This is a genomic window from Paenibacillus sp. UNC499MF (assembly GCF_900107975.1).
In the GTDB taxonomy this organism is placed as follows: Bacteria; Bacillota; Bacilli; order Paenibacillales; family NBRC-103111; genus Paenibacillus_F.
The window spans coordinates 84687-108978 of the sequence record NZ_FNVF01000014.1 but is presented as its reverse complement, the minus strand read 5'-3'; the positions used below and the strand labels follow the sequence as shown (position 1 = coordinate 108978).

Here is a 24292-nt window from a genome sequence, read left to right as displayed (position 1 = left end):
AATCTATTCGAGGGCATACCCTGAAATCCTGTTTTTCCTTCGGGAAAAATTGTGGAATTTTGATTAAGTCCTGTCGATCCGTCAAAAAAGATGTCTGAACAGGGAGTTGACCGCCTTCACTCTGCGGCCGCCGCTTACGTAAACGCGGGGAACCCGGTGAGAGATCATGCAGGTTACTTCGTAATTGATCGTGCCCAGCTTGGCGGCAATTTCTTCCGCTGTTATGCGCTCTTCGCCCTGCTCGCCGAGCAGGACAACCTCGTCCCCGAACGCCGCCTCCGGAATATCGCTTGTATTCAGCATACATTGATCCATGCAGATCCGGCCTACGACCGGAGCTCTTCTGCCGCGGACCAGCCCTTCGGCCTTCCCCGTCAGCAGACGCGAGAAGCCGTCGGCATAGCCGATCGGCAGTGTGGCGATCCGCTCATCGCCCTGGGTGTGATAAATCGTGCCGTAGCTGACTCCCGATCCGGGCGGAAGAGTTTTCAGGTGGACGATTCCCGTTTTGAGGCTCAGTACGGGTTTCAGCCTGATCTGCTCCCGGTTCACCTCTTCCGACGGATAGAGGCCGTACATCGCAATGCCCAGACGTACCATGTTGTAAGTAAGTTCGGGCAAATCAATGGCCGTCGCACTGTTGCCGGCGTGGACAAAAGGAAAACGCGCCCCCGGCAGCTCACCGGCCTTCCGGACGATTCCGGAAAATTTCGCGTGCTGTTCGTACGTATACGTTTTGTCGGTTTCATCCGCATTGGCATAGTGGGTAAAAAGCCCCTCGACCCGGATTCCCGGCGTCTGCAGCGCTTTCGCGATAAACGCGACGGCTTCGTCCTCGTCGTGCAGGCCGATCCGGCCCATGCCGCTGTCGATTTTAATATGAATGTTTAACGGCGGTTTGTTCCCACCCGCTGCGGCGTCACGCTGCGCATAACCGGAAGCCGCTTCAAGAAGCTCTTCCGTATAGACGCTCAGCGTAATATCATGTTCCAGCGCAAGTCCGATCCCTTCCGGCGGCGTGTAGCCCAGAACGAGGATAGGCGCCGTGATGCCGGCGTTCCTCAGCTCCATCGCTTCGTCGAGAAAAGCTACGGCCAGGTAGGTTGCGCCGCATTCCATTGCCACTTTCGAAACCTCTACGGCGCCATGTCCGTAGGCATCGGCTTTCAGAACCGCCATCATGTGTACGCTCCCCGGCAGCACGCGCCTGAAAGTCTCCAGGTTGCTGCGGAGCGCATCCAATGAAATTTCCACGTAAGTCGGACGGTAAAAAGCATCCACGTCAAAGTTCACCTTCTTCAAGACTGTACACGGGACAAGGGAGATCCCGAATAAACAGGGTCTCCCTTCCCTAATTGGCCGGCACTTCCGCCGTCCTCCGTTACACCCATGTTAAAGGCTCCGCTGGATGAAGTCAATGAATTGTTCCGGGCAAAATTCCCCAATCCATGGGGCTTTGCGGGTTATTTGCCCGCTTCTGCGGCAACGGACTGGGCGATTTTGACAAGCTCGTCGTGCGGCAGATCGGCGGTCGCCAGCCGGAATTCGATGCCGTCGTACGTCCACGTCAGCGTCTTCTTCTCGTCGCCGGTGACCACGCCGAGCGTGTAGCCCAGGTCGACGATATCGCCGGGCAGGACCGATACGGTCTGCGTCTGCGGGGCTAACTCCAGCAGCGTGTAGTTGTAGGTCCCCTGGTAGCGGACCATGATGCCCGTGTTCTCGCCGAGCTTCACATCCCGGATGTCCTGCTGCGCGACACCCTTGGGCATGTAGGACGGCTCGATGAGCCCGAAGCCCGCGCTGCTGTTGGCCGCGGCGTTCTTGTCCGCGCCGGCCGCGCCGGCTGCGGGAGTGCCCGCCGCCCCGGGAGCCGGCTGCTTGGCGCCGGTGCCGCCGGCGGAGGCTGTGCCGCCCGCAGCAGGGACGCCTGACGCAGCGGGCGTCTTGCCGGCGTCAGCAGCCGCGCTGCCGGAGCCTGCCGCCGTGGCCGGGGCCTTCGCGGAGCCGTCTGCGGCTTTGCCTGCAGCGGCCGCGTCTTGGCCCGGCGACACGGCCGGGGCCTTGCCGCCGTCGGCGGATGCTCCGGCGCTCGCGCCGGCCGCGGAGGCAGCCGCGTCCTTGCCGGCGGCTGCGCCTGTCTGGGCGGATGCCGGGGCATCTTTACCGGCGGCCGCTTTGCCGTCCGGAGACGCCGCATCCGCGGCCGGATCTTTGAGCGCGCCGGAGACAGGCGCGTCCTTATCCAGCGATTTCAGATCCCAGCTGGTCATGTTGCGCTGCATGTCGAAGCTGTCTTTTTCCAGCTTCTTTCCAAATTCGAACTGCGTGAAATCAAGCTTGACGAGTACGTTCGAGCTGCTGTCGGAAACTTCCACCTTCTGTGGCGCCAGGCTTTTCTGATCCAGCCATATTTTTTGTCTCGCCATTTGTCCGCTGTTGGCATAATTCGCCGCCACGTCGAAGACGAACGAATTGCCGTCTTTCGTAAACTGGCGCTCCGTGTCCAGCAGAATGCTCTGAGCCAGAGACTGGAACAGGTAGACCTGACCCTGATTCTCCGGCCAGTCGCTCTGGAACCGGAAGCTTTTATGCAGATGCGGCGTCAAAACAAACACCCCGTCATCGTTTCGCAGCACAACCTGCGTGATGTCTTTTTTCTCATTGGTCAAGGAAATACGGTAGTAGTGCGGCTGCTGGTACCATACCTCCACCTGGTATTCCTGCGGCTCCTGCCCGGTTTGAAGAACCATGCGTCCCGTGCCCTGATAGCTTTCGAGCTTGCCGATCACATGATCCAAATCTTTTACTACCGATCCTGCATCCTTTTTTCCACAACCGGCCAGAAGCAATGCTGCACTCATCACGATGGCGAGTATCCATGTGACCCGACGCATGTCATCATCCCCTCATCCTTAAGTAAATGTACTGATACATGTCTATGAAAGGACTTGGCCGATTATGCGGACTAGTTTGACAAGCCGTGGTTTTGTCCCTCGTCCGTCTGTTCTTCCGGAACCGGATTGTGTCTGTGCCGGACGGCCGAAAAGCTGCATGCGAAAAAGAGGCCTTCTATATAAGAAAGCCTCTTTTTACTGCCCGGCTGCATCCTGCCATGTGTGTCAGGCGGAGCCTGCCATGTGTGTCAGGCGGAGCCTGCCATGTGTGTCAGGCGGAGCCTGCCGCAATACGGCTAACGGGAACCATCGGCCCGGACGGCAAGCTTGTGAAGCTCACCGGACAGGACGGAAGGAGTTACGGACGCCGTATTGCTGAGCACGATAACCGTAATCCCCCGCTTCAAGTCGCGGACGAATGAAGACGAGAATCCGTTAATTCCGCCGTGATGATACACGGTGCCGTCCGGCTCCGATTGATTGAACCAGCCGTATCCATATCCGGCCGGATTGTGCAGCTGGTACATGTCGGACTGGATATCCTCCGGCAGAAGCCGGTTTTCACGCAGTGCCTTGTCCCACCGGTACAGATCGGCTGCCGTCGAGTACAAACCGCCTGCCGCAAACGCGTTCGACATGTCGATATGGGAAGCGTTGCACAGCATTCCGGAGGCATCGAATTCGTAACCGGCAGCGCGTTTTTGGAGCAGACTCCGGTTATCGTCGAGACCCGAAGCGGACATGCCCGCAGGTTCAAACACATTCTCCTTCATATAGGAGGAGTAAGTGTGCCCGCTTGCCGCTTCAATCACTTTTCCCAGCAGAATATAGCCGGAATTGGAGTACTTGAACCGGGAACCCGGTTCGAATTCGAGCGGCTTTCCGCGGAATAAAGCGATAAGCTCATCCACGCTCCGGCGGGTCTTCGCCTGCTCCGCAAACGAGGGCTGTTCCGTGAGATTCGGGATTCCGGAAGTGTGCATCAGAAGGTGCCGCAGCGTGATCCGGTCCCCTGACGGGAAGCCGGGCACATATTCCGCCACAGGATCCTCGGTGCGGAGCGCTCCTTTTGCCGCAAGCCGCATAACGGCCGCTGCCGTCAGAGGTTTCGTAACGGAACCGATCCGGTACACCGTGTCCGGTCTACTGGCCGCCTCCAGTTCACGATTGGCCCAGCCGTAAGCTTCGTGCAGCACGATATCGCCGTTTACGGCCACCAGCACCGTTCCGTCAAAGCTTCCTCCATCTGCGGATTCCAGTACTTTTTCATCCAACAGCCGGTTCAACCTATTTCTTTTCATTCCAACCACCTCTTATCTTTGATTTCAGCAGACAAAAGGCATACGATTAGGTTGGGTTTCTATCATAAATCATTCACCGCCTAATTAGTAAACAATTATGTACTATTAGTCGAAAATAACATAACCGTTTTGGCCTGTCAAACGAGCGCAGGGCGCCATGACTTGCGGATCGCACTCTCCGCTTTGCGCTTTGCGCTCTGCAACGGCACTGGCTGATCGGCACACGGCCGCATCCGGTAAAGGAGGTTCACACAAGCTTATGAACGACAATCGGCAGGACCGGCAAGAACTCACAGACGAAATGATCGCCACTTGGGCTTTACTGATGCCTTTGCTGGAGAAAAAAATGATGAGGTTGTTTGAACAGCAGGTGAAACAGACTCTCGGTCCCCAGCAGTTCTACGCCCTGGTGATGATAGAAGAAAAAGAGATGCTCCGCATGTCCGGACTCGCCGCCGAGCTGGGCGTTTCCAAACAGCAGCTGACACCTATCGTGGACAAGCTTCTTCAACTGGATTATATCGAACGTGTACCGGATCCGCAGGACAGGCGGGCGTCTCTCCTTCACGCGACGGCGGAGGGTAAGGCTTTTATCAGCGCATACAAGCGGGAGATCGGAAATCTGCTGCGTGTTAAAGCGGACTCTTTCAGCCCTGAACAGCTTGTGCGGTTCAATGGAGCCTTGAAGGATCTCCTTGACGTGCTGGGCACCATAGATTGATCCGGCACTACGGCCGTAGGGATCTGTTATCCCCTTCTGCCGGGAAACCGGCTTATTCTTTTGCCCCGGTAAAAGGATCGTCCACGTAAGGACCGCGGGTCGCCAGGCGCATTAACTTCTCCGCCATATAGGGAGCCGTATACGGCATGCCGCTTTGCAGCCACCACAGGATCACGCCGAGAAAAGCCGAGACTACATAGCTTACGAGCATCTCTCTGGGCACCGCAAGCTGCCGCTCTTCGGGAGCTACCGTTCCGAGCCCTTTGGTCACAAACCCGGTAATCACATCCGTCAATCCGCGGGTAAAATAAGGCATCCGCTGCTCCCCGAGAACCACTTGATAAAACCGCGCATGCCGGGCAATCTCCTCGAACAGCCAGACAAATGTAGGATGCGGCTTCCCGCCGTCAAAACGAAACTCCGACGCATCTTCGAAAAGAGGCTGGAGTCCGTCCACCAGCTCCTTTAATGTATCATCCATGCTTTGTTCCATGAGATCCTGTTTGTCCCGGTAATGGAGGTAAAAGGTCGCCCGGTTTAGCGAGGCGCGGCTGGCGATGTCCCTGACCGTAATTTTCTCGTACCCCTGTTCCCCGATCAAAGCGATCAGCGCGTCCCGCAGCATGAAGCGGGTTCTGATTACCCGCGGGTCCAAGTTATTTTTAATCGACATAAACGCTCTCCTTGTATAAAATCTCAGCCTTCTGCAACAAAGCGCCGGGCATTGTCCATTAAGCGACAAATCCATGAAAGCTGTTGGTTGAGCGTTCCTTGCGGGCTCGGTATTATTATAATTAACGAGATGTCGATTAAACAACATCTTGTCGATAAAATTCACTGGCGCGGGAGCTCGTCGTAATGAATACGCTTCCAAAATTTAGCCGGAAGGATGGTTATTCAAAATGGGACGCTTACAAGATAAAGTCGTGATTATAACGGGAGCCGCTATGGGCCAAGGGGAAACCGAAGCCAAGTTGTTCGCGGCCGAAGGTGCGAAAGTAGTCGCAACCGATCTGCAGGAAGAACAGCTGAACCGTGTTGTGGATGAAATCCGCGGCGCGGGCGGACAGGCTCTCGGCCTTAAGCATAACGTGGCATCGGAAGAAGACTGGAAGCGGGTTGTTGAGAAAGCGGTGGAGCAGTTCGGCAAGGTCGATGTTCTTGTCAATAATGCGGGCATCAGTACGGACAGCACGCTTGATACCTTCACCATGGAGAACTGGGATAAAGTCATGTCGATTAACCTGACGGGCTGCGTCATCGGAATGAAATACGTCGTACCCGAAATGCGGAAAGCCGGCGGAGGCTCCATCGTCAACATTTCATCTATCGCCGGCATTGTCGCCCTCAACTTCACCAACGGTTATACCGCGGCAAAAGGAGCTCTCCGCTCCTTATCGAAAGCATCCGCTGTCGAGCTGGCCCCGGACAAAATCCGCGTGAACTCCGTTCACCCGGGCATCATCGTGACGCCGATGATTCAGGAAGCCCTCGACCAGGGTGCGGGACACATGTTCGAAACGGGTACTCCGCTGCCCCGCCTGGGCAAGCCTGAAGACATCGCGTACGGAGTCCTCTATCTCGCTTCGGACGAGTCTTCGTTCGTCACCGGCACGGAGCTGATCATCGACGGCGGCTGGACGGCGAGATAAATCTTTGATGCCGTCAGGCTGCGACGCGCCGCTTGACGCATCGGTTTAAATCGGCCGTTTCATTACCGCTGAGGCGATTGGGCCGATTAAGCGGAGCGGCCGGGCCGCTTGCCTCCTGCACCAAACGGAAAGACGCCATAACCGGAAAAATCGGTCTGGCGTCTTTTTATTTTTCCCCTCATTAGTTCACCAGGTAAAGAAACCCGCCGATAATGACCGCCCACATGACGGCTCCCATCAGCACTCCGATAATCAGACCGCGCCCCATTGGCATTTGGTCGTCCCGGTAAGCGTCTTCATGATCGATCATAAAAAAAACCTCCCCGTTACCAAGATATGATCCTAGTATCGGGAAGATGCAGGCGGAATATACTTAATAGGCATTTTTGTTTGTAAAGCCGTTGACGATCGTTTTCCAAATAATCTTGATGTCAAAGAGGAACGACCAATTCTCGATATAGAAAATATCGTGCTGAATCCGGTCCGAAATCGAGGTGTCCCCCCGGAGGCCATTGCTCTGCGCCCAGCCTGTAATACCGGGCCGTATATGATGCTTCACCATATATTTCGGAATTTTTTCTTTAAACTGCTCCACGAAAAACGGCCGTTCCGGCCGCGGTCCGACCACACTCATATGCCCGAAAAGCACATTGAAAAACTGCGGTAGCTCATCCAGGCTCGTTTTACGGAGAAAGGCACCCAGTCTCGTTTTACGGGGATCGTCTGCCGTCGTCCAGCCCGTGTCGGACGTGTTCGCCGTCTCCTGGCGCATAGAGCGGAATTTGTACATGTAAAATTTCCGCCGGTTTAACCCTACCCGCTCCTGCTTGAAAATGACCGGCCCGGGCGACGTCAATTTGATTGCCGCGGCAATCACGATCATGACCGGCAGGGTGATCAGAATGGCCGTAAGCGAAAACGCGAGATCGAAGGTCCGTTTGATCATCCGGTTGCTGATCATATCCAGCGGAATATCACGCACATTGATCAAGGGCATTCCCGCAAAGTTATCGAAAAACGGCCGTGCCGGCAAATAGTCGAAGAAGTCGGGAATAATCAGCGTCCGCACGCCCGCCTTCTCGCAAGCCGCAATGATGCGCGGGAATTTGTGATGAACGTCCAGCGGCAGCGCGATAATGACTTCATCGATCAATTTGTCCTGCAAAATTTCTTCCAAATCGTCGAGTGTACCGATAACGGGCTTATAGGGAGCGGCCGGAAGATCCTTGTGCTCCGAATGCTCTCCGTGATCATCAAGAAATCCGATAATTTCATAGCCGAGCTCCGGATGCTGAAGCAGTTTGTCGTGAAAGCGCCGGCCGAGCGTACCCGCGCCCAGAATGAGCACAAACTGCTTGTTGTACCCTTTCTCGCGAAGACGCTTGAGGCTTTCCTTCAAAGCGTAGCGGTACACGGTGATGAGCACAATATCCAGCACAATATACATCCCGAGGAATTCACGGGAAATGTGCACTTCCTTGAAGAAGAAGAGCAAGCTTAGCTGGATGAACAAGCTGATCAGATGCGTCTGTACGATTTTGATCAGCGCATCGGCAAACCGTTTCTTGCGGTTCGGTCCGTACAGTCCGACGAAAAAGCCGACCGCTACGGCTACAGCCCCGTAAACCGCGCTCCAAGCGGCATAAACGGAGATGGGGATCGGCTGGTTGGCATCGAGCCAGCCGCTCTCGAATTTAACCCACCAGGCGATCAGGAAGGCGGTCTGAATCACGGCGAAATCAAAAATCGCATAGACCTGGGTTAGAAATTGTTGATTTCTGCGAAGCATGGAAGATTCACCTCAAAAATCGTTGGTAGGAAACAAGCTAATCGTTGTCTCATCATACATACAATTGAATCCGTGCAGGATAGGGTTAGATTTGCAAGCCCTTAACTACCTGCGCTGTGTGGCCTTCTTGTACGTTACGCTCCGACATCCGTTTGGTTCAAAGACTTCTTGACCGGCAGCGCCTTGTTTTTCAGCAGCGCAAGCCCGAACTTGACCGCCACCCCTATATAAACGGCGGCATTCGTCAGGAACGAGTAATTGCGTTTGTAATGTTTACGATGGAACAAGATCATGGCTCTGTGAAATTCGTAGATGATTTTATATGGCTTGCGCCTGCTGCTTGCGCCTTTATAATGGATAATCTTGGTGCGCGGGTAATAATAAATTTTCCAGCCCGCTTCCTTGATCCGGTAGCACCAGTCCACGTCTTCCCCGTACATAAAAAACTCTTCGTCGAGCATTCCGACTTCCTCGATTGTTTTCCGGCGGACCATCATAAACGCCCCGACCAAGCAATCGATTTCGTATTCCTCATCCGGGTTCAAATACCCGAGCTGATACTGATTAAACCGGGGACGATCCGGGAACAGCTTCGAAAACCCGAACGCATAATAAAAAGACGCCGACGGCGTCGGAAAACCGCGTTTGCACGCTTTATCGAGAGAACCGTCAGGCAGCACCACTTTGCAGCCCGCTGCGCCGACTTCCGGATGCCCGTTCATATAATCCAGCATAATTTGAAACGTATCCGGCTCTACAATCGTGTCCGAATTCAACAATAAAATATATTGGCCCTGCGCCAGTCTTATGCCCTGATTGTTCGCCCGGGAGAAGCCAACGTTTTCCTGGTTCGCAATCAAATCTACCTGCGGAAACTCGTTGCGAATGGACGAAACGGAATCATCCGAAGAGTTGTTATCGATCAAACGTACTTCATATGTATATCCCGTTACGGAAGCATATACCGAATGCAGACAATCCAGCGTCAGCCGGCGGGTATTATAATTAACGATGATAATGCTTAAGTCCATCTGAATCTCCATCCGAATTTACTAGATATTCCTAGTATACCATGCAAAATTGTGAATAGGCCAAAACCGCCTTAAATAAAAAAGACCTCCAATAGAGCTAAAGGTCTTTACGACTTCCAGTTGAGAAATAACCCCAAATTCCGCACAATACCTATTTTTAAAAACCCGTTTTTAAGGAGAGAAGCCCGGCCTCTTAGAAAAGAACTCCTTTCCAGCTTGATAAACTCCCTCAAGTACTGGCGGCTTTCTTCCGGGAGTGCTTCGGAAAACTGTTCCTCAAAAGCCCTCGCTTGCCGTATGTTTTTGTCCAGATATACTGGTTCCAACAGCTTATTTTTGATGTAAGCCGTCCCAAATCGCTTAGCCCCTACGCTGTTTTCACCATGCTGCCGATATAACATCGTCGGCTCCGGCACATGGCCGATCCTGCCGAACGCACTGGCTACGAGACCAATCCACCAATCATGCATAATCGCGTCCCGATGTACGGGAAGGCTGAGCTCGGCCAACCGGCGGTTTATCATCATCGTGCAGCCTGTAATGACATTCTGCATAAGCAGGCGCGGAAAAGCATCCTTAGCAGGATTCAGCTTTTGATAGTTCCAGAAAGACGGGTTAAGCTCCCTCTGCCGTTCATCGACCACTTTTAAATCCGTGTGAATCAATAAGGGCCCCTGCCCGCAAGTCTCTTCCAGCTGCTTCATTCTGGCCAGAGACTTTTCGATTTTGTCCGGAAGCCAGACGTCGTCCTGATCCGCGAACATAAAATAATTCGCCTTTGTTCCCGAGAGGCCTTCCTGAAGCAGCCGGCCGAAGCTTAATTTCGGCCCTTTGTTGTCTTCTTGCGGCATTAGTTGAACACAATCGTACTTCATTTCATACTGCTTCAAAATAAGCAGAGTCGTATCGCTGGACCCGTCATCTCTTACCAAAATGCTCGTATTTGAATGGGTCTGGGCCAATATCGAATTCAGCTGGCTTTCAAGATAGTTAGCCCCGTTATATGTAGATAAAAGAACAACGACCGGGTCATTCCCCATTCCGGTACTCCTTAAGGAAGTCCCTCAATCCGTCCCTCCAGCTTCTTAAATCCTGAAAACCGTTGGAGCGGATACCCATATGATCCATAACGGAATACTTCGGCCGCTCCGCGGGACGCGGAAATTCATCCGTCGTGCAGGGATTCACGGCCACTTTCATATCCGAATCCTCGAATATCGCCTTCGTGAACTCATACCATGTACACGTCCCGCTGTTGGAAGCATGATAAATCCCGAACTTCTCCGTTTGTACAAGTTCCATCAGAAAGGAAGCCAGATCCGCCGCATAAGTCGGGGAGCCCGTTTGATCATGGACTACATTCAAGGAGGCTTTCTCTCCGCCCAGCTTGAGCATGGTCTTTACAAAATTTTGTCCGGTCCGGCCGTACACCCACGATGTCCGCACAATAAAATACCGGCTGCTCAATGTCTGGGCAAGGATTTCTCCGGCCCTTTTGGACTTTCCATAGACCGTCCGGGGGTTCGTGTTGTCATACTCGTTGTAAGGGGTATTACCGCTGCCGTCGAATACGTAATCCGTGCTGACATAACAAAACTTCGCGTTATGTTTCTCCGCTTCCACAGCCAAATTACGCGTCCCGCTTGCATTTACCCGGTATGCCTCGTCGGGTTCGCTTTCCGCTTTGTCTACGGCCGTATAGGCGCCGCAATGAATCAGCACGTCCGGCTTGATTTCCCGAATGATCCGGCCGCATGCCGTCTGATCCGTGAAATCCAGATTTTCTCGACCGAATCCGTAGACGTCATGCCCCTCTGCTTCAAACAGCCTGCAAACTTCGCTTCCAAGCTGTCCCTTTGCTCCGGTAACTAAGATTTTCATAGGAACCTCCGTATTTCTTAAGAACCATACTGCTGTTCATAATAGGATTGGTAAGCTCCCGAACGTATGCGTTCCCACCATTCTTTATTGTCCAGATACCATTGTATGGTCTCCTGGATTCCCGACTCGAAGTTATGCTTAGGCTGCCAGCCCAGCTCTGTCGTTATTTTGCTTGCATCAATTCCATATCTGCGGTCATGTCCCGGACGGTCCTGGATAAACGTAATTAAATCTTCGGATTTGCCGAGTGCGGCCAAGATCGTTTGGATGATGACCAGGTTGGTACGCTCGTTATTTCCTCCGATATTGTACACTTCCCCGTCCCGTCCGCTGTGCAGAACTAGATCGATCGCCGAGCAGTGATCTTCCACGTAAAGCCAGTCCCGTATGTTGAGGCCGTCTCCATAAACGGGAAGAGATTTCCCGTCCAGGGCATTGGCAATCATAAGCGGAATAAGCTTCTCCGGAAACTGATACGGTCCGTAATTGTTGGAACAGCGCGTAATATTAACCGGCAGCCCGAATGTTTCGTGATAAGCGCGAACGAGCAAGTCTCCCCCTGCCTTACTAGCCGAATAAGGACTGTTAGGAGCAAGCGGCGTCGTTTCCGAAAATAGCCCGGTTTCCCCAAGAGAGCCGTACACTTCATCCGTAGAAACCTGTATAAATTTAGTAATCCCATGGGCTTTGGCGGCATCCAGCAGTACCTGAGTCCCCATAACATTGGCTTGAACAAAAATGCCGGGATCCAGAATACTGCGATCCACGTGAGACTCGGCCGCAAAGTTTACGACCACGTCAACGCCAAGCTCAAAAGCCCGCTCTACTGCGTTCCGGTCGGAAATATCCCCTTTCATGAACCGGTAGTTGGGATGGTTTTCGACTGATTTTAAATTCTCCAGATTTCCGGCATAAGTCAAGGCATCCAAATTGATGATTTGGTAATCCGGGTATTTTTTAAGCATATAAAGCACAAAGTTGCTTCCGATAAAACCCGCTCCGCCTGTTACGAGAAGTTTCATGACCCGACCTCCTCTTCAAAGTTGTTATCCGCGTCCGCCAAGCTCGGGTGTTTTTCATCTTTTGCCGAAAGTATAGGACTGGATGTGGGCCAATCGATAGCAAGTGCGGGATCGTTCCACATGATCCCCCTATCATTTTCAGGGGAGTAATACTCGTCTACCTTATACAATACTTCCGTGTTCGGCACCAGCGTGCAAAAACCGTGAGCGAAACCTCGCGGAACAAGAAGCTGGCGCTTATTTTCCGAGCTTAATATAAAACCTTGCCACTGGCCGTACGTCCGTGATTTTTTACGTATGTCAACGATAACGTCGTAAATGGCTCCGGCAAGCACGCGGATAAGCTTGGTCTGCGCTTTAGGATTGAGCTGATAATGAAGCCCCCGGAGAACGCCGGTTTCGGAAGAAAGCGAGTGGTTATCTTGAATAAAGTGATAGGAGATTCCCAGTTTTTCAAACACCTGTTGGTTATAGCTTTCCATGAAGAATCCACGGCTGTCGCCATGGACTGTAGGTTCGATAAGAAACGCTTCAGAAAACTTGGTTTTGATTAGTTTCATTGTCCAAGCTCCTTTATTACAATTTTAATTTCCCGAATTCGTCACCGAACGTAATTTCTTTAGCCAATTCATTCGCCAACGCAAGCGATGAGTGAGTGCCTGCATCCGTCCACCAACCCTGGAGCACATCATACGTCAGTTGCTTCTTTGCAATATAAGCGTTGTTAACATCGGTTATTTCAAGCTCCCCACGTTTAGAAGGGTGCAGCGTTTTAATAATATCGAAAACTTGGCTGTCATACATATAGATTCCCGTAACAGCATAGTCGCTTTTGGGGGTCAACGGTTTTTCTTCGATCGACACAATCCGGTCATCATCCAGCTCAGGCACTCCGTATCTTTGGGGATCATGCACTTTTTGAATTAAAATCTTAGCGCCTTCGGATTGTACCTTGAAATTACTAACATATGCTGAGATATCGTCTTGAAATACATTGTCACCCAAAATGACGGCGATTTGTTCTCCGGCAGCAAATTGTTCGGCCAGACCCAGCGCTTGTGCGATCCCGCCTGCGTCGTCTTGGACTTTATAGGTAAATGAAACTTCCAAGTCTGATCCGCTGCCGAGCAAATTGACCACATCTCCCATATGATCTTTTCCCGTTACAACCAGAATATCTGAAATACCCGCTTTTTTTAACTTCTGTACGGAATAAAAAATCATTGGATATTTACCTACAGGCAGTAAATGTTTATTGGTGACTTTGGTCAACGGATATAGTCTTGATCCCGTTCCTCCAGCTAGAATAACACCTTTCATTTCATGTTCCTCCCTATTGCTTATCTGCTGCTGCTAATACTCATTCATTACAACGTTGTCAAATTCAATATTATACTTCTCATGAGAGTTGATCATAACGACCCCATTGGTCGCCCCTTCCGGAGCAACTTCATACATTTCATAATTATTCCACTGGGGTGTGCTTTGCACAAGTTTTATCGAAGTCGATACCAATTGATTAGAATCATTAAACCAGTTAATTTGAAGCCTGGTCGCAGAATTATTCAGCACCTCTGTTCGGCTGTAAAACGAAAGCTTGTAGATTTTTAAAGCTTCGACTTTTACTCTTTGCATGATAGGGGTTTCAGCAGCCGCTCTTACATATATCTTACCATCTTGCGCATCTTCTTGAACGATAGCACTTTTGCGAAGGTTTTGTGATTCCCAGGAAGTTTTTTCTAAAACAGATTCAAAAGACCCATCCTTCACTAAATTCCCTTCGTTATGAGGAACCCCATTACTTTGTTCAATCCTCATTAGATATATGATTTGTCCTTCTAGTAGATAAGGGTGCTTAATTGGTTTACTGCCGGTAATGCGCAAGTTATATTGGCTTAGTTTTTTTACAATTTCCGTAAGGTTTCCGTTATGCGGGTTATAGACGGTGTATATTTTTTTTGATTGATTTTTAGCAAAAAACTCATTTGTTTTGCTAACAATAGCTTCATTCGCCGTAGCCTTCCACCATTCAAATTGAAGATTAATTGTAGGTATATTCGGCTTTAAAGAAATTGCGTAACCGGACGGTCCGGTTAGCACCCAGGCCTCCACATCCTGGACCGTGTCTTTATCAACTCTGTCGTTAAAAATTAGAGAAAAATTATTTTTCAAAGCCTGTTTGCTGGTTCGGAAAGAAGGCTTATCTCCCAAGTTAAAATCTTTGGCTAAAATCAGATGATAACTTGAAAGCACTTGTCCGATAAGTAAGATAGCAAAAATATAACCTAACATATTTGAAGCGATTTTTTTTGAATGGACACATTTAAATATAACCGTAACAATGAGAATCCCGGATAAAACTTCTAAATATAATCCGTATCTTATGTAGCCTGTACTTATCGTCCATATATAAAGACAGCAGATAAAAAGAATACTTAGAAACAGTTCAGAAAGTTTTCTTGGTTTTTTGAATCTGACCAGTTCAACTATAAGCAGGAATATTGCTGCCATAAATCCTAAACTGATTCTTCCTGTGTAGGCTGCTTTTTCAGAAAGTATTTCAGGATGAAAATACATATAAACGGGCCAAAACAAAATCTGAAGAAAGGAATGAGGCCCCCATCGATCGTCTTTGAAATTGCTATCCATATAAAAATATTCAGATTTAAAGATTTGATTGTAGAAAGGAAATAACGGATTTCCGGTATTCAAATAAGTATATAAGAAATAGGGGATGCATGGTATGCAAGCCAAAAGTACAGAGATTCCGAACTGTTTAAGAGTAATATTTCTTATGTGTTTGATAACATATATAAACAGAAGCACGAAAGAAAAGATAGCAAAAGTTAATTTTAAAGCTACGCAAAATCCAAACAGCGCCGCAAAGTAATAGGACGTGTTTCTGCTATACGATTTCCCATTGGTTAAGAGCTTTAACTGCTCAAGCAGAATGGGGATAGCGATCAAGTCAATCATGTATACGCCAATATTGGCGAGAATAAATTCTGTGGAAACCAAAAATGCAGCTAATAAGCTAAGCAAGGCTACATTCAATTTATGCTGATGCAAGGCCGCTTTTAAAATTCCTTTTAATTGATAAAAAATCACAACAATTAATAAAGTATTTAAAAGGGTTCCTGCACGATATCCGAATAAACTTCGAAACACTTTATAAAGCCCGTCCGGGAAGAACGGAAAAAAGGTTACATATGAGGATGGAAGAAAATTCTCGTTAATATTATCCATGAAACGTAAGTCTTGCATAGGCAAGTGAAAGTTAACGGTATCCCCGCCGTAATCCGGAAAGGGAAGCGCCAAAAATGTGAATGCAATTAATACGCCCATAAATATAAGATCGGAATGTGCATATAAAAAGGGTTCCATGCTAAAAAATCTTTTGAACAACCAAACAATGCCGATCATAAAAACGGGACTGAGCACGACAAAATTAAATGCAATATTCACGTTTAATAAGAATGTAATGAAATTAAGAATATCACCTAAAAAAACAGCACCAAGAAACGAAAAAAATAAGAAAGAGAGAAGGTGTGTATGGATTTGTTTATTCATAGGGAACTCTCTCCTCTACCCAGTAACTGTTTTTTTGAATTTGCTATTCTACTCTTCACAAAATAAAAGATTTCCTGAAGAATAACTGGCAAACACACACCGATCAAAACAAATACATAGACGCTGGTGTATAAACCTATTCTGTACAATTCAATTGCGGTAACCAAATGGAGATACATAATAATTTGTGAATTCCTGCCTATGTAGACCATGAGATTTTTAAAAGGAGAATTCACAAACATTCGCCCTATAGTAAAAATTACAACTGTTCCTAAAAGAGGAATTAAAATATCTAGCAGAATATTCCCGTACTTATGCTGTTTCATATCGAGGAAATACTCGAAATACCCTTTTCTTACTAAGTAAATAACGAGTAAAAGCAGAGGAAAAGCGGCAAATTGAATGCTTTCTTTCTTAATAAGATGCTTTGTATAGAAACCCATTGCATAAAAAAACAGAGCAAAAAAGGCAACATCTATGTTCATTGGTATCTTTAAGCCGGGAAATAAATAAGACTCCAGATGGGCCGCCATGAAGAACAGAAAAATAATAGAAAATTGAAGAAACTTGCTTTTTATAAACATTGAAAGCAAACAGAAAATTAATTGGCAAAAGAAGAGACAAGTTATAAACCAAATAGGCGCATAATAACCATCTATGTACCTTCCGCCAGCTAAAATATGAAGCAGTTCATTTCCAAATTGCTGCTGGTTGATTGGAGTAAACAGATATCGGTAAACTGTGATCAGAGTGATGATAAAAAAATACGGAACAAAAAACCGGGTTGCAGTTTTTCTTATCCATGCCCCTAGATGTTCTCTTTCAACGGGTTTAAAAAAGTAACCGCTCATATAGATAAAAGCAGGCATATGAAACCAATAAATAAGAGTATGCAAATTAGAATAATACTGGATAAAAGCCGAGTGCCCAAATACGACTAAAATAATTAATAAACCTTTCGTAATGTCAGCTACATCATCTCTGTTTTTCAATGTTTTTCTCCTTATAGCTTGCTTACCTGGATATTATTTATGATTTCTTCCCACTCCATTAATAAACGATAAACATCGTCTTCCCTAATGAATGGGCCTTTTTGTATTTCTATGAATTCCAATTCTTCTTCACTGTATATACTATGTACGGCTCCAGCGGGAATATTAATTATATCACCGGCCTGTATCGTACTGTATACACCATCCAGAATAAGGTGCCCTTTGCCGGAAAGAACACTCCAAACTTCGGTTCTGCACTTATGATAATGATAAGATAAGTTTTTCCCCTTATTTATGTGAACTCTTTTTGTAAGCACTTCTTTTCCATCCGGATAACTCACGTAATCCAAAACACGGTACCATCCCCATCGCCTTTCTACAAACATGGGTCTTCCGTCTATTTCTTTAATAATTTCCTTTAGCTTCGGACTCGCCGACTTTTCTGTTACGAGTACACCGTCAGGACTGACTGCAACCACCAGATTACTGCAGCCTAACACAACTACCGGAATCTCCAGTTCATTTACAATATGAGTGTTTTTTGACTCTTCATCCATCAAGCCTTGGCCTAATATGGAGTTCCCCATTTCTTCGGATAAGGTATTCCAGGTGCCCAGGTCTTTCCATGTACCTTTATACTCCGTTACGATAACTTGGCTTAACTTCTCCACTACTTCATAATCTAAAGATATTTTGGGTAGTTCCGAATAGTTTTTTTTCATCAAATCGAAATCCGCTACAATTCCTTTGCTTTCCAATATTTCCATAAAAGTTCCAAGTTTAAATGAAAATATGCCGCAGTTCCAAAGTGCATTTTGGGAGATTAGCTGCTCAGCTTTTTGCATGTTTGGCTTTTCGACGAATGAATCTACCCAAGAATAGGGGCCTTCCTGACCAAGGCTAGGTACAATATAACCGTATTTCTCCGACGGAAAGGTAGGTGTTACTCCAATTAAAGCAAGATGCGCCTTTGTGCGTTCCAGCAAAAAATCCAGTTCTTTTATCTTATGGTAGAACTCATTCTCTACATAGGGATCAACCGGTAAAATAACGATTGTCTCATCCCCCGAAACTCTAAGCTCGCTATGTAAGTAGGTCGCCGCAAGCGAAACAGCGGGAAAAGTATCCCGCGAGGAAGGCTCGATAATAACAGGCACCTCCGGACCGAGTTGAGAGACAATGCTTTCATATTGACCTCGGTTTGTTGTTATAAAAGCCTCCTGACTTAACCCCGCGGCCGAAAGCTGCTTCCACACTCGTTGAACCATGGATTCGGCTTGGCCCTCTTCATTTTTAAGGACTTTAAGAAATTGTTTGGATCTTGAATCATTTGACAGTGGCCAGAGACGTTTACCCGATCCGCCTGACAGGAGAATAATTTTCATTAAGCTCTTCCTTTAGAAGCCATTTTTTTATAACGCGTAATATTTTGCCTTAAGGAACGTAAAGAATCCCATTTCGCTTTTTTAACTTCCTGTTGCTCTTTTGAAACGGCCGACTTAAGAACGGAAGCTATGAATCTGATATATTCTTTTATAAATATACTTTTCGAAAAATTTTTGAGTATGAATAACATTCTATTGCGATATACGTGGAAAATAAAAAAGGGAGACCATTCTTTGCTGCTTCCGGTATGAATATGTCTGACTACGGCGGAAGGACAGTAGATCAATCTTTTTCCCATTTTTTTTATTCTAAAAGCAAGGTCCGTATCCTCATAATACATAAAAAATAGTTCGTCAAACATGCCTGCACTTATGAAATCATCCTTCTTCATCATCATGGCTGCGCCGCAAGTTGTCTCTACTTCCCTAATTTGTTCATACTGGCCTTTATCTTCTTCACAGAATCCGATATCATACCCGTTAAACCCTTGATCGATACCCGAACCGACGTTTTGAATTAATTTAATGGAGGAATGGGCCGCTTCACTCGACGACAGGTGAATTGCTTTTCCAGGTTCATATTCACTACCGTTATCCATGAATAAACTTCCATGTGTTTCCGGGTCTTTCTTTTTTATCAAAATGTCATGAGAATCGATTCCGTCTAGTAATGGCAAGTAAAAATAAGAATGTCCGAAACAGACCGAATGATCCTCATAAACGAGCATATTTTTGCAAAATTTAGGATCTAGTTTATAGGTTTTACTATTAATGATAACCTCGTTATCAATGATGAGTTTATCATTTGTATGTACACCTATTTTCACAAAATCATAAAAGAAAAGAAGCTTGGAGGTAACGATTCCGGCTTTCTCATCCATCATACAAGTATATAAATTAGACAGCCATTCCGGATCCACCTTAGTATCATTGTTTAAAAAAACGATGTAGTCTCCCGAAGCATGCTGAACACCAAGGTTATTGCCGCCGGCAAAGCCTAAGTTTTTATCCGATTCTACGATCTTCAAACAATCCTGCGCATAATTTTCCTTTAAATAAGTAATGGAATCATCAGATGAATGATTATCTACAAATATAATTTCATAATTAAAGTGTTCGGCCTGTAAAGATTTAAAGGACTGGAAAAGCTGATCTATATATTTTAACCCATTATAATTAACTATAATTATGGAGATATTATAATGCATCGAATACCTCCTTTGTTTGTTTATAGAAATTATCAATCGAAAACTTTTGAGAACGTTCAAATGCTTTTTCAGTAAGTTGAACTCTCAGGTTATCGTCAAACAAATCTATCGTCTTTCGGATGCATTCTTCTTTGGAGTCCCAAAGATAGCCGCTTACCCCTTCTTTCACGATTTCAGGTTGACCGCCTTTACGAATAACAACGGGAATAACTCCGTAACTCATCGCTTCAACAGTGGTAATTCCGAAATGTTCCATTTTCTCGGGAAACAGATCATCTTTCTCGTTGTATCCAGTCGCATGCCAGAAAATCTTCGCTTCCCTGTACAGAGTTTCAAGTTCACTTAACGGCGCATTTAAATGAAGATAAATCGGATAGCCTTCTATTTTCGATTTAATTTTTTCCACATATTCCATATCTTCCGAATAATTAGATAAGGCTCCAACCAAATGAAATTCCCAGCCTTTTAGCCGATTGCTGTTTTCAATATAAAAATCGACAAGCTCATCTTGTTTTTTGTTGTGAGCCCCAACGAAAAACCGCCCTACCGAAAGGATAATATTTTTCTTTTGATTGAATTCCTGATCCCTAAGTGATTCCGTAAAGAATACCGGAGGATAGATAATCTTATTTTTGTGCTGTGTATGCCATATGCTCTCCTGCCAGTGATTCGTGAACTCCGAGTTTGTCATAAAATAATCGTAACTGTTTTTAAATCTGAAATCTAAATACCGTCCCATAATTTTTTTGGAAAGCTCATCAAACTGGAAACGCTTAGCCGGAAACATGCATGAATAAAGATTCTTTTTCGCTTTCCCGATATGTTTGCTCTGGTACATAAAATTGATAAACAAATCATATTTAGAAGTCATATTTTCAATTAACCGTTTATTTTGAAAATGCTCTCTCAAAGTTTCTGGTTTCGTAAGATCTATCTTTAGTAATTTGGTCTTTTCTAACTTAAGATCAAATCTAGCTTCCAGTTGGCTTAAATCAGGATAATCTTCCGAATGAACATCGATATTATTATAATTATGAACGAGTATGTCGATCTCAACCGCATCATAATATTCCTCAATGAACTTACATAAGTAACCCATATGCTTTTCGCCGCCACCTAATGTAGGAAGATAAGGATTTAGGATTAAGACTTTTTTTTTCATTTTGCCACCTCGATGAACCACTCATTTATATTTTTGAAGTTCTTGAAAAGCCTCATGATAAGATTTTTTTAACTCCTCGTAGAGAGTTTGTACATGTAACTGCTCTTCATAAAGATTCTTAAAATGTTGCATTGCTACGAAGTTAACATGATTTTGCTGGAGTATCTTTTCATATTCACTCTGCTGCTGAATAGTAAGACGCGTTAAGTCATCCACTTTTCCCGAATTCTCATGAAGGAGAACCGAAAGGTGGTTTAACTTCGCATGAATTTCTTTTTCATAAGTTTCGTTCTTTATTAGGTATTCATCGAATAACCGCTGCAAGTCAGCTACAATATTTGATATGATCGATTTTTCACTCTCGCTTTTATTTAATTTCAATACTTTCAAAAATCGCTTTTCAGTTAACTGGCGCAACAATTTTTCTAATAAATTCTTCGTATCATGCCAATCTTGACTTTGTTCCGTCACTTGGCTTAACAGGATTGATTTCGCTTCTTGGTTTTCTAAACGAATTAACAACTCTTCGGTTTTCTTTTTTTCTTCATGAAGAGAAAGCTCCAACTTATTTTGCACCAAAAGTGACTGGTTTGCTTGTTTCGCAAGCTCCCTGTTAAGAACTTTCATTTTCTCCAGCTCAGTCTCCTGTAAAATTAAATCATCTTCTAATTTGTTCATCGCTAATTCCGAATCATTCAACTTACTCTTGAGCATTGTCAAACTCTGGGCCGGCTGTAGATATTGTTTAGAGTAGGCATACTCATAGGTATTCCCCATCACATATCTTTGAAAAGCCTTCTCCATCGAATCAAAAACCGTTAATTCCGATGGATTTATTTGCCAAGCTTCCATTTGCTCTTCCAGGGATATAAAGTGACCAAGCTCTTCTCGATGCTTATGATAAAACAGAAGAAAACTTCGATAAAGCAAGTAATTTAAAGGTATCGCACATTCAAAAACCCACTCATAATCAATCATGGTAAACGCGTTTTGATATCTAATCAGGTTTTCAAAAATCAAATCTATATTGGCTATTTTAATGAGTTCCAACGGTTCTAAAAAAGTAACTTCAAAAAAAGGAGTTTTGATAGCCGCGTTAGTTTCTTTTGTAACACCAAACTGTCTTACAAAAGATAAATAGCTGTTTATAAGTTCATTAAATGAATGAACGTCATTTTTTCTTGCCGCATCCAAAAGCAAAGCATCTAAACTTTCGCCTTCCAGAAATTCGAAAGAGACCTGTTTGTCTATTAAATTACATTCAACGAGACTGATATAATCGTACTCTGTTTTTATCCAATTATAGGTTTCAGACATTTTTGCCACATGTGCTTCCGCCTCTTCTCTAAGAGGCTTCTTTAACACTATTTTCTTCCCTTGATCCACAGCAAAGTAAGTGGCAATTTGATAGTTCGGTAAACGCTCTCGAGTGTATTTAGCGAAAATCACATCCAATAAACTCACCTCTAATTTCGACATATCACTAGAAAAGAGTTAGAGAAATCTTCTGCTAACCCGCTGCTGACCAATCCTTCAAACACTTTCTTTTCATTGAACAGTACAAGTCTCTCTGAATCATAGTTGGGAGTGTGTTCAAAATATATACCTGGATCGGGTTTACAGGCATCCGAATATATATAAACAGGCAATTTATAATCCGGATATGGATAGTAAAAGGTATTCTCAGTAAAGCCCGCAACAGATATAAGGTCTGTTAATTCTCTTTTAGAGAAGGTCCGTACTTTCTTATCTTCCGGGTAATTATGCAGGCTATCAAAAAGCTCATTTGTATGATCTTCTCTTGCACCAGCCCAGTATTTCAAACCCAGTCTATTTTCTATTGCTATAATTAATTTACCGTTAGGTTTTAAGAGTTCTTTTATTTGTTTCAAAAAAAATTCATATGGATTATCGTGCTTAGTAAAGCGCGCGGCATATTCTAAAACCCCTATGAGCGTAATATAGTCAAATTTTTCTTTAAACCGGATGTCATTTAAGTTGCCTACGACTAATTCCAAGTTCGCTTGATTTTTATTCCGGTAGGCATTTATTTGAGCCCTTTTTTTAGAAAGCTCTACGGCCACAACCTTGTTAGCCTTCTTACACATTAAACCGGTAAGGGCCCCGCATCCCGCACCGATTTCAAGCACATTTGCATTTTTTTCAATGGGAAGCCACTCCAACAAATTTTCTCTTGCTGGTGATAAATGATACAAAATAGGCCAGCGGGAATCTTGTTTAAGAACTTTCTCAACCTCGTTTTCTTTCACTATTGCTAATAATTCATCTTCAATCGGACCGTCGCTATAAGTAATGGTGTCGTCATAAAATTCATAATTTAAGATGACGTTACCAATTTGCTCATTCATAAAAGAATCCTCCCTTCTCATGTTTCAAGTTCGATAGCAGATTGAAGATCATATATCCCAACAATTTTATTTACGCTATGGACCTCAAAAGAAAGAACGTCATAAAGACGATGATATACAACAAGGTCATCAGACTGATGACCCGTACACCCGAGCGATAAAGTATACACCCCGTTTTGAAGTAGAAGTTTTTGCTTGAATTTGACGGTCGCGGTATCACCGGGGGCAAAAGAACCAGTCGGCACATCTTGGAACCAGGTATTCGTTCCTGCTAATTCGTGTCCCTTTAAATCTTTAATAGTGAAAGCAAAAATCGGTTCTTCTATCTTTTCTTGAAAATGTACCTTCATTCGAAACTCCATGACTTCATCGCTTAAAATTTTAGAGGTCGGTTGTCCTTTTTCATCAAAAATACCGAAATCAACAATTTCCACCGCTTTACTTCCGTATTCAAGAACCGCACTATTAACCGGAAAGTATTGTTTCCATTTTCCTTGGACGGATTCTGCATAAGTTTCCTTGTTGACCTTTAAATCATCCTCTATGTCATACAAGTTTACTAATATTCTTTTGAAAACATCTACCATTTCGCGAGTTTTTCCTTCAGCAACCATCTCACCGTCATTTATAACAACCGCACGGGAACAATATTTTAAAATACTATCTAACGAGTGAGAAACGAATAGGATAGTTTTTCCGGCATTCTGAAATTCCGAAAACTTACGAAAACATTTCGTTTGAAAAGCTACGTCTCCGACAGAAAGAGCCTCATCTACGATCAGGATATCCGGGTCCACGTTAACCGCTACAGCAAAGGCAAGCCTTGCGAACATCCCGCTCGAATAACTCTTCACCGGTTGATTAATGAAATCTCCTATATCGGCAAAGTCTATGATGCTCTGGACTTTATTATCCATCTCTTCTTTCGAGTATCCCATTATAGCCCCATTGAAATACACATTTTCTAATCCGGACAGATCCGGATTGAAGCCGGCACCTAGTTCTAATAAGGCAGAAATTTTGCCCTCAACTTCTATAGTTCCAGATGTAGGAGTCAACACACCCGTAATCATTTTGAGCAGCGTAGATTTCCCCGCCCCATTTTTACCTAAAATTCCGATTGTTTCTCCCTTATATATATCAAAACTTATATTGTTTACAGCATGGAATATCTTATGTCTTGTTTTTCCTGAAGGATGAAAAGTTTCTATTACTCGGTCAACAGGTTTATTGTAGAGCCTGTACGTTTTCGATAGATTTCTTATTTTTATTGAGATTTGTTGTTCACTACCAGCCATTATTTTTTCTCCCT

General features: G+C 45.6%; 22 protein-coding genes. 2 read left to right on the top strand and 20 right to left on the bottom strand.

Annotated features, from left to right (window positions below; translation table 11 throughout):
- Positions 1-81: 81 nt before the first annotated feature.
- The 3 genes from alr to C4S74_RS21960 form a co-directional block, all read right to left on the bottom strand.
- Positions 82-1281 (bottom strand): alanine racemase, encoded by a 1200-nt coding sequence (gene alr, locus C4S74_RS21970; protein WP_103997481.1) that lies wholly within the window; start codon positions 1279-1281, stop codon positions 82-84.
- Between the two features lie 182 nt (positions 1282-1463).
- A complete protein-coding gene (locus C4S74_RS21965) occupies positions 1464-2897 on the bottom strand; it encodes an outer membrane lipoprotein-sorting protein (RefSeq protein WP_103997480.1) in 1434 nt (477 codons plus the stop codon).
- Between the two features lie 296 nt (positions 2898-3193).
- The gene (locus C4S74_RS21960; protein WP_103997479.1) at positions 3194-4198 is read right to left on the bottom strand and encodes a serine hydrolase; all 1005 of its coding nucleotides are present in this window, start codon (positions 4196-4198) and stop codon (positions 3194-3196) included.
- A 259-nt stretch (positions 4199-4457) separates the two neighbouring features.
- Here C4S74_RS21960 and C4S74_RS21955 point away from each other — a divergent pair, with 259 nt between their 5' ends.
- The gene (locus C4S74_RS21955; protein WP_181024503.1) at positions 4458-4919 is read left to right on the top strand and encodes a MarR family winged helix-turn-helix transcriptional regulator; all 462 of its coding nucleotides are present in this window, start codon (positions 4458-4460) and stop codon (positions 4917-4919) included.
- A 52-nt stretch (positions 4920-4971) separates the two neighbouring features.
- On the opposite strand, the gene C4S74_RS21950 is transcribed toward C4S74_RS21955, so the two are convergent.
- Positions 4972-5592: a TetR/AcrR family transcriptional regulator gene (locus C4S74_RS21950; protein WP_103997477.1), complete on the bottom strand. Its 621-nt coding sequence runs from the start codon at positions 5590-5592 to the stop codon at positions 4972-4974.
- A gap of 229 nt (positions 5593-5821) precedes the next feature.
- Between C4S74_RS21950 and C4S74_RS21945 the strand changes: the two genes are divergently transcribed.
- The gene (locus tag C4S74_RS21945) at positions 5822-6571 is read left to right on the top strand and encodes a glucose 1-dehydrogenase (RefSeq protein WP_103997476.1); all 750 of its coding nucleotides are present in this window, start codon (positions 5822-5824) and stop codon (positions 6569-6571) included.
- 181 nt (positions 6572-6752) lie between these two features.
- Here the strand turns inward: C4S74_RS21945 and C4S74_RS27105 are convergent, their stop codons facing one another.
- The 16 genes from C4S74_RS27105 to C4S74_RS21870 all read right to left on the bottom strand — a co-directional run bounded on the left by C4S74_RS27105 (position 6753) and on the right by C4S74_RS21870 (position 24278).
- A complete protein-coding gene (locus C4S74_RS27105) occupies positions 6753-6881 on the bottom strand; it encodes a hypothetical protein (RefSeq protein ID WP_009675220.1) in 129 nt (42 codons plus the stop codon).
- A gap of 63 nt (positions 6882-6944) precedes the next feature.
- A complete protein-coding gene (locus C4S74_RS21940; protein WP_103997475.1) occupies positions 6945-8360 on the bottom strand; it encodes an undecaprenyl-phosphate glucose phosphotransferase in 1416 nt (471 codons plus the stop codon).
- A gap of 134 nt (positions 8361-8494) precedes the next feature.
- On the bottom strand, positions 8495-9391 hold the full coding sequence (locus C4S74_RS21935) for a glycosyltransferase family 2 protein (protein ID WP_103997491.1): 897 nt from the start codon (positions 9389-9391) through the stop codon (positions 8495-8497).
- Between the two features lie 107 nt (positions 9392-9498).
- On the bottom strand, positions 9499-10431 hold the full coding sequence (locus tag C4S74_RS21930) for a glycosyltransferase family 2 protein (protein ID WP_103997474.1): 933 nt from the start codon (positions 10429-10431) through the stop codon (positions 9499-9501).
- Positions 10421-11272 (bottom strand): dTDP-4-dehydrorhamnose reductase, encoded by an 852-nt coding sequence (gene rfbD / locus C4S74_RS21925; protein WP_103997473.1) that lies wholly within the window; start codon positions 11270-11272, stop codon positions 10421-10423. Before rfbD ends, C4S74_RS21930 begins: the two co-directional genes overlap by 11 nt.
- Before the next feature lie 17 nt (positions 11273-11289).
- A complete protein-coding gene (gene rfbB / locus C4S74_RS21920) occupies positions 11290-12294 on the bottom strand; it encodes a dTDP-glucose 4,6-dehydratase (protein WP_103997472.1) in 1005 nt (334 codons plus the stop codon).
- Positions 12291-12854 (bottom strand): dTDP-4-dehydrorhamnose 3,5-epimerase, encoded by a 564-nt coding sequence (gene rfbC / locus C4S74_RS21915; RefSeq protein ID WP_103997471.1) that lies wholly within the window; start codon positions 12852-12854, stop codon positions 12291-12293. The genes rfbB and rfbC overlap by 4 nt, the downstream gene beginning before the upstream one ends.
- 16 nt (positions 12855-12870) lie before the next feature.
- Positions 12871-13614: a sugar phosphate nucleotidyltransferase gene (locus C4S74_RS21910; RefSeq protein ID WP_103997470.1), complete on the bottom strand. Its 744-nt coding sequence runs from the start codon at positions 13612-13614 to the stop codon at positions 12871-12873.
- 33 nt (positions 13615-13647) lie between these two features.
- Positions 13648-15864, bottom strand: coding sequence for a hypothetical protein (locus C4S74_RS21905; RefSeq protein WP_103997469.1), 2217 nt, complete (start codon positions 15862-15864; stop codon positions 13648-13650).
- Entirely contained in the window at positions 15861-16856 is a 996-nt protein-coding gene (locus C4S74_RS21900) for an acyltransferase family protein (protein ID WP_181024502.1), read from the bottom strand. The genes C4S74_RS21905 and C4S74_RS21900 overlap by 4 nt, the downstream gene beginning before the upstream one ends.
- 11 nt (positions 16857-16867) lie before the next feature.
- Positions 16868-18241: a sugar phosphate nucleotidyltransferase gene (locus C4S74_RS21895; protein ID WP_103997467.1), complete on the bottom strand. Its 1374-nt coding sequence runs from the start codon at positions 18239-18241 to the stop codon at positions 16868-16870.
- Positions 18241-19449, bottom strand: coding sequence for a glycosyltransferase family 2 protein (locus C4S74_RS21890; protein WP_103997466.1), 1209 nt, complete (start codon positions 19447-19449; stop codon positions 18241-18243). The genes C4S74_RS21895 and C4S74_RS21890 overlap by 1 nt, the downstream gene beginning before the upstream one ends.
- Positions 19439-20611 carry a glycosyltransferase family 4 protein gene (locus C4S74_RS21885; protein ID WP_103997465.1) on the bottom strand — a complete coding sequence of 391 codons (1173 nt, stop codon included), beginning with the start codon at positions 20609-20611 and terminating at the stop codon, positions 19439-19441. Before C4S74_RS21885 ends, C4S74_RS21890 begins: the two co-directional genes overlap by 11 nt.
- Positions 20612-20632: 21 nt before the next feature.
- Positions 20633-22066, bottom strand: coding sequence for a hypothetical protein (locus C4S74_RS21880; RefSeq protein ID WP_103997464.1), 1434 nt, complete (start codon positions 22064-22066; stop codon positions 20633-20635).
- An 11-nt stretch (positions 22067-22077) separates the two neighbouring features.
- A complete protein-coding gene (locus C4S74_RS21875; RefSeq protein WP_103997463.1) occupies positions 22078-22980 on the bottom strand; it encodes a bifunctional 2-polyprenyl-6-hydroxyphenol methylase/3-demethylubiquinol 3-O-methyltransferase UbiG in 903 nt (300 codons plus the stop codon).
- Between the two features lie 17 nt (positions 22981-22997).
- Positions 22998-24278, bottom strand: a complete 1281-nt coding sequence (locus C4S74_RS21870; protein WP_103997462.1) for an ABC transporter ATP-binding protein — start codon at positions 24276-24278, stop codon at positions 22998-23000.
- Positions 24279-24292 lie beyond the last annotated feature (14 nt).

Excerpts from the sequence above, each read along its gene's own strand:
- C4S74_RS21965 (WP_103997480.1), bottom strand. The coding sequence starts at position 2,897 with ATGCGTCGGGTCACATGGATACTCGCCATCGTGATGAGTGCAGCATTG.
- C4S74_RS21960 (WP_103997479.1), bottom strand. The coding sequence starts at position 4,198 with ATGAAAAGAAATAGGTTGAACCGGCTGTTGGATGAAAAAGTACTGGAA.
- C4S74_RS21875 (WP_103997463.1), bottom strand. The coding sequence starts at position 22,980 with ATGAATGAGCAAATTGGTAACGTCATCTTAAATTATGAATTTTATGAC.
- C4S74_RS21940 (WP_103997475.1), bottom strand. The coding sequence starts at position 8,360 with ATGCTTCGCAGAAATCAACAATTTCTAACCCAGGTCTATGCGATTTTT.
- rfbD (WP_103997473.1), bottom strand. The coding sequence starts at position 11,272 with ATGAAAATCTTAGTTACCGGAGCAAAGGGACAGCTTGGAAGCGAAGTT.
- C4S74_RS21890 (WP_103997466.1), bottom strand. The coding sequence starts at position 19,449 with ATGCATTATAATATCTCCATAATTATAGTTAATTATAATGGGTTAAAA.
- C4S74_RS21945 (WP_103997476.1), top strand. The coding sequence starts at position 5,822 with ATGGGACGCTTACAAGATAAAGTCGTGATTATAACGGGAGCCGCTATG.
- rfbB (WP_103997472.1), bottom strand. The coding sequence starts at position 12,294 with ATGAAACTTCTCGTAACAGGCGGAGCGGGTTTTATCGGAAGCAACTTT.
- C4S74_RS21955 (WP_181024503.1), top strand. The coding sequence starts at position 4,458 with ATGAACGACAATCGGCAGGACCGGCAAGAACTCACAGACGAAATGATC.
- C4S74_RS21885 (WP_103997465.1), bottom strand. The coding sequence starts at position 20,611 with ATGAAAAAAAAAGTCTTAATCCTAAATCCTTATCTTCCTACATTAGGT.
- C4S74_RS21930 (WP_103997474.1), bottom strand. The coding sequence starts at position 10,431 with ATGGGGAATGACCCGGTCGTTGTTCTTTTATCTACATATAACGGGGCT.
- C4S74_RS21895 (WP_103997467.1), bottom strand. The coding sequence starts at position 18,241 with ATGAAAATTATTCTCCTGTCAGGCGGATCGGGTAAACGTCTCTGGCCA.
- C4S74_RS27105 (WP_009675220.1), bottom strand. The coding sequence starts at position 6,881 with ATGATCGATCATGAAGACGCTTACCGGGACGACCAAATGCCAATGGGG.
- rfbC (WP_103997471.1), bottom strand. The coding sequence starts at position 12,854 with ATGAAACTAATCAAAACCAAGTTTTCTGAAGCGTTTCTTATCGAACCT.
- C4S74_RS21910 (WP_103997470.1), bottom strand. The coding sequence starts at position 13,614 with ATGAAAGGTGTTATTCTAGCTGGAGGAACGGGATCAAGACTATATCCG.
- C4S74_RS21935 (WP_103997491.1), bottom strand. The coding sequence starts at position 9,391 with ATGGACTTAAGCATTATCATCGTTAATTATAATACCCGCCGGCTGACG.
- C4S74_RS21905 (WP_103997469.1), bottom strand. The coding sequence starts at position 15,864 with ATGAATAAACAAATCCATACACACCTTCTCTCTTTCTTATTTTTTTCG.
- C4S74_RS21950 (WP_103997477.1), bottom strand. The coding sequence starts at position 5,592 with ATGTCGATTAAAAATAACTTGGACCCGCGGGTAATCAGAACCCGCTTC.
- C4S74_RS21870 (WP_103997462.1), bottom strand. The coding sequence starts at position 24,278 with ATGGCTGGTAGTGAACAACAAATCTCAATAAAAATAAGAAATCTATCG.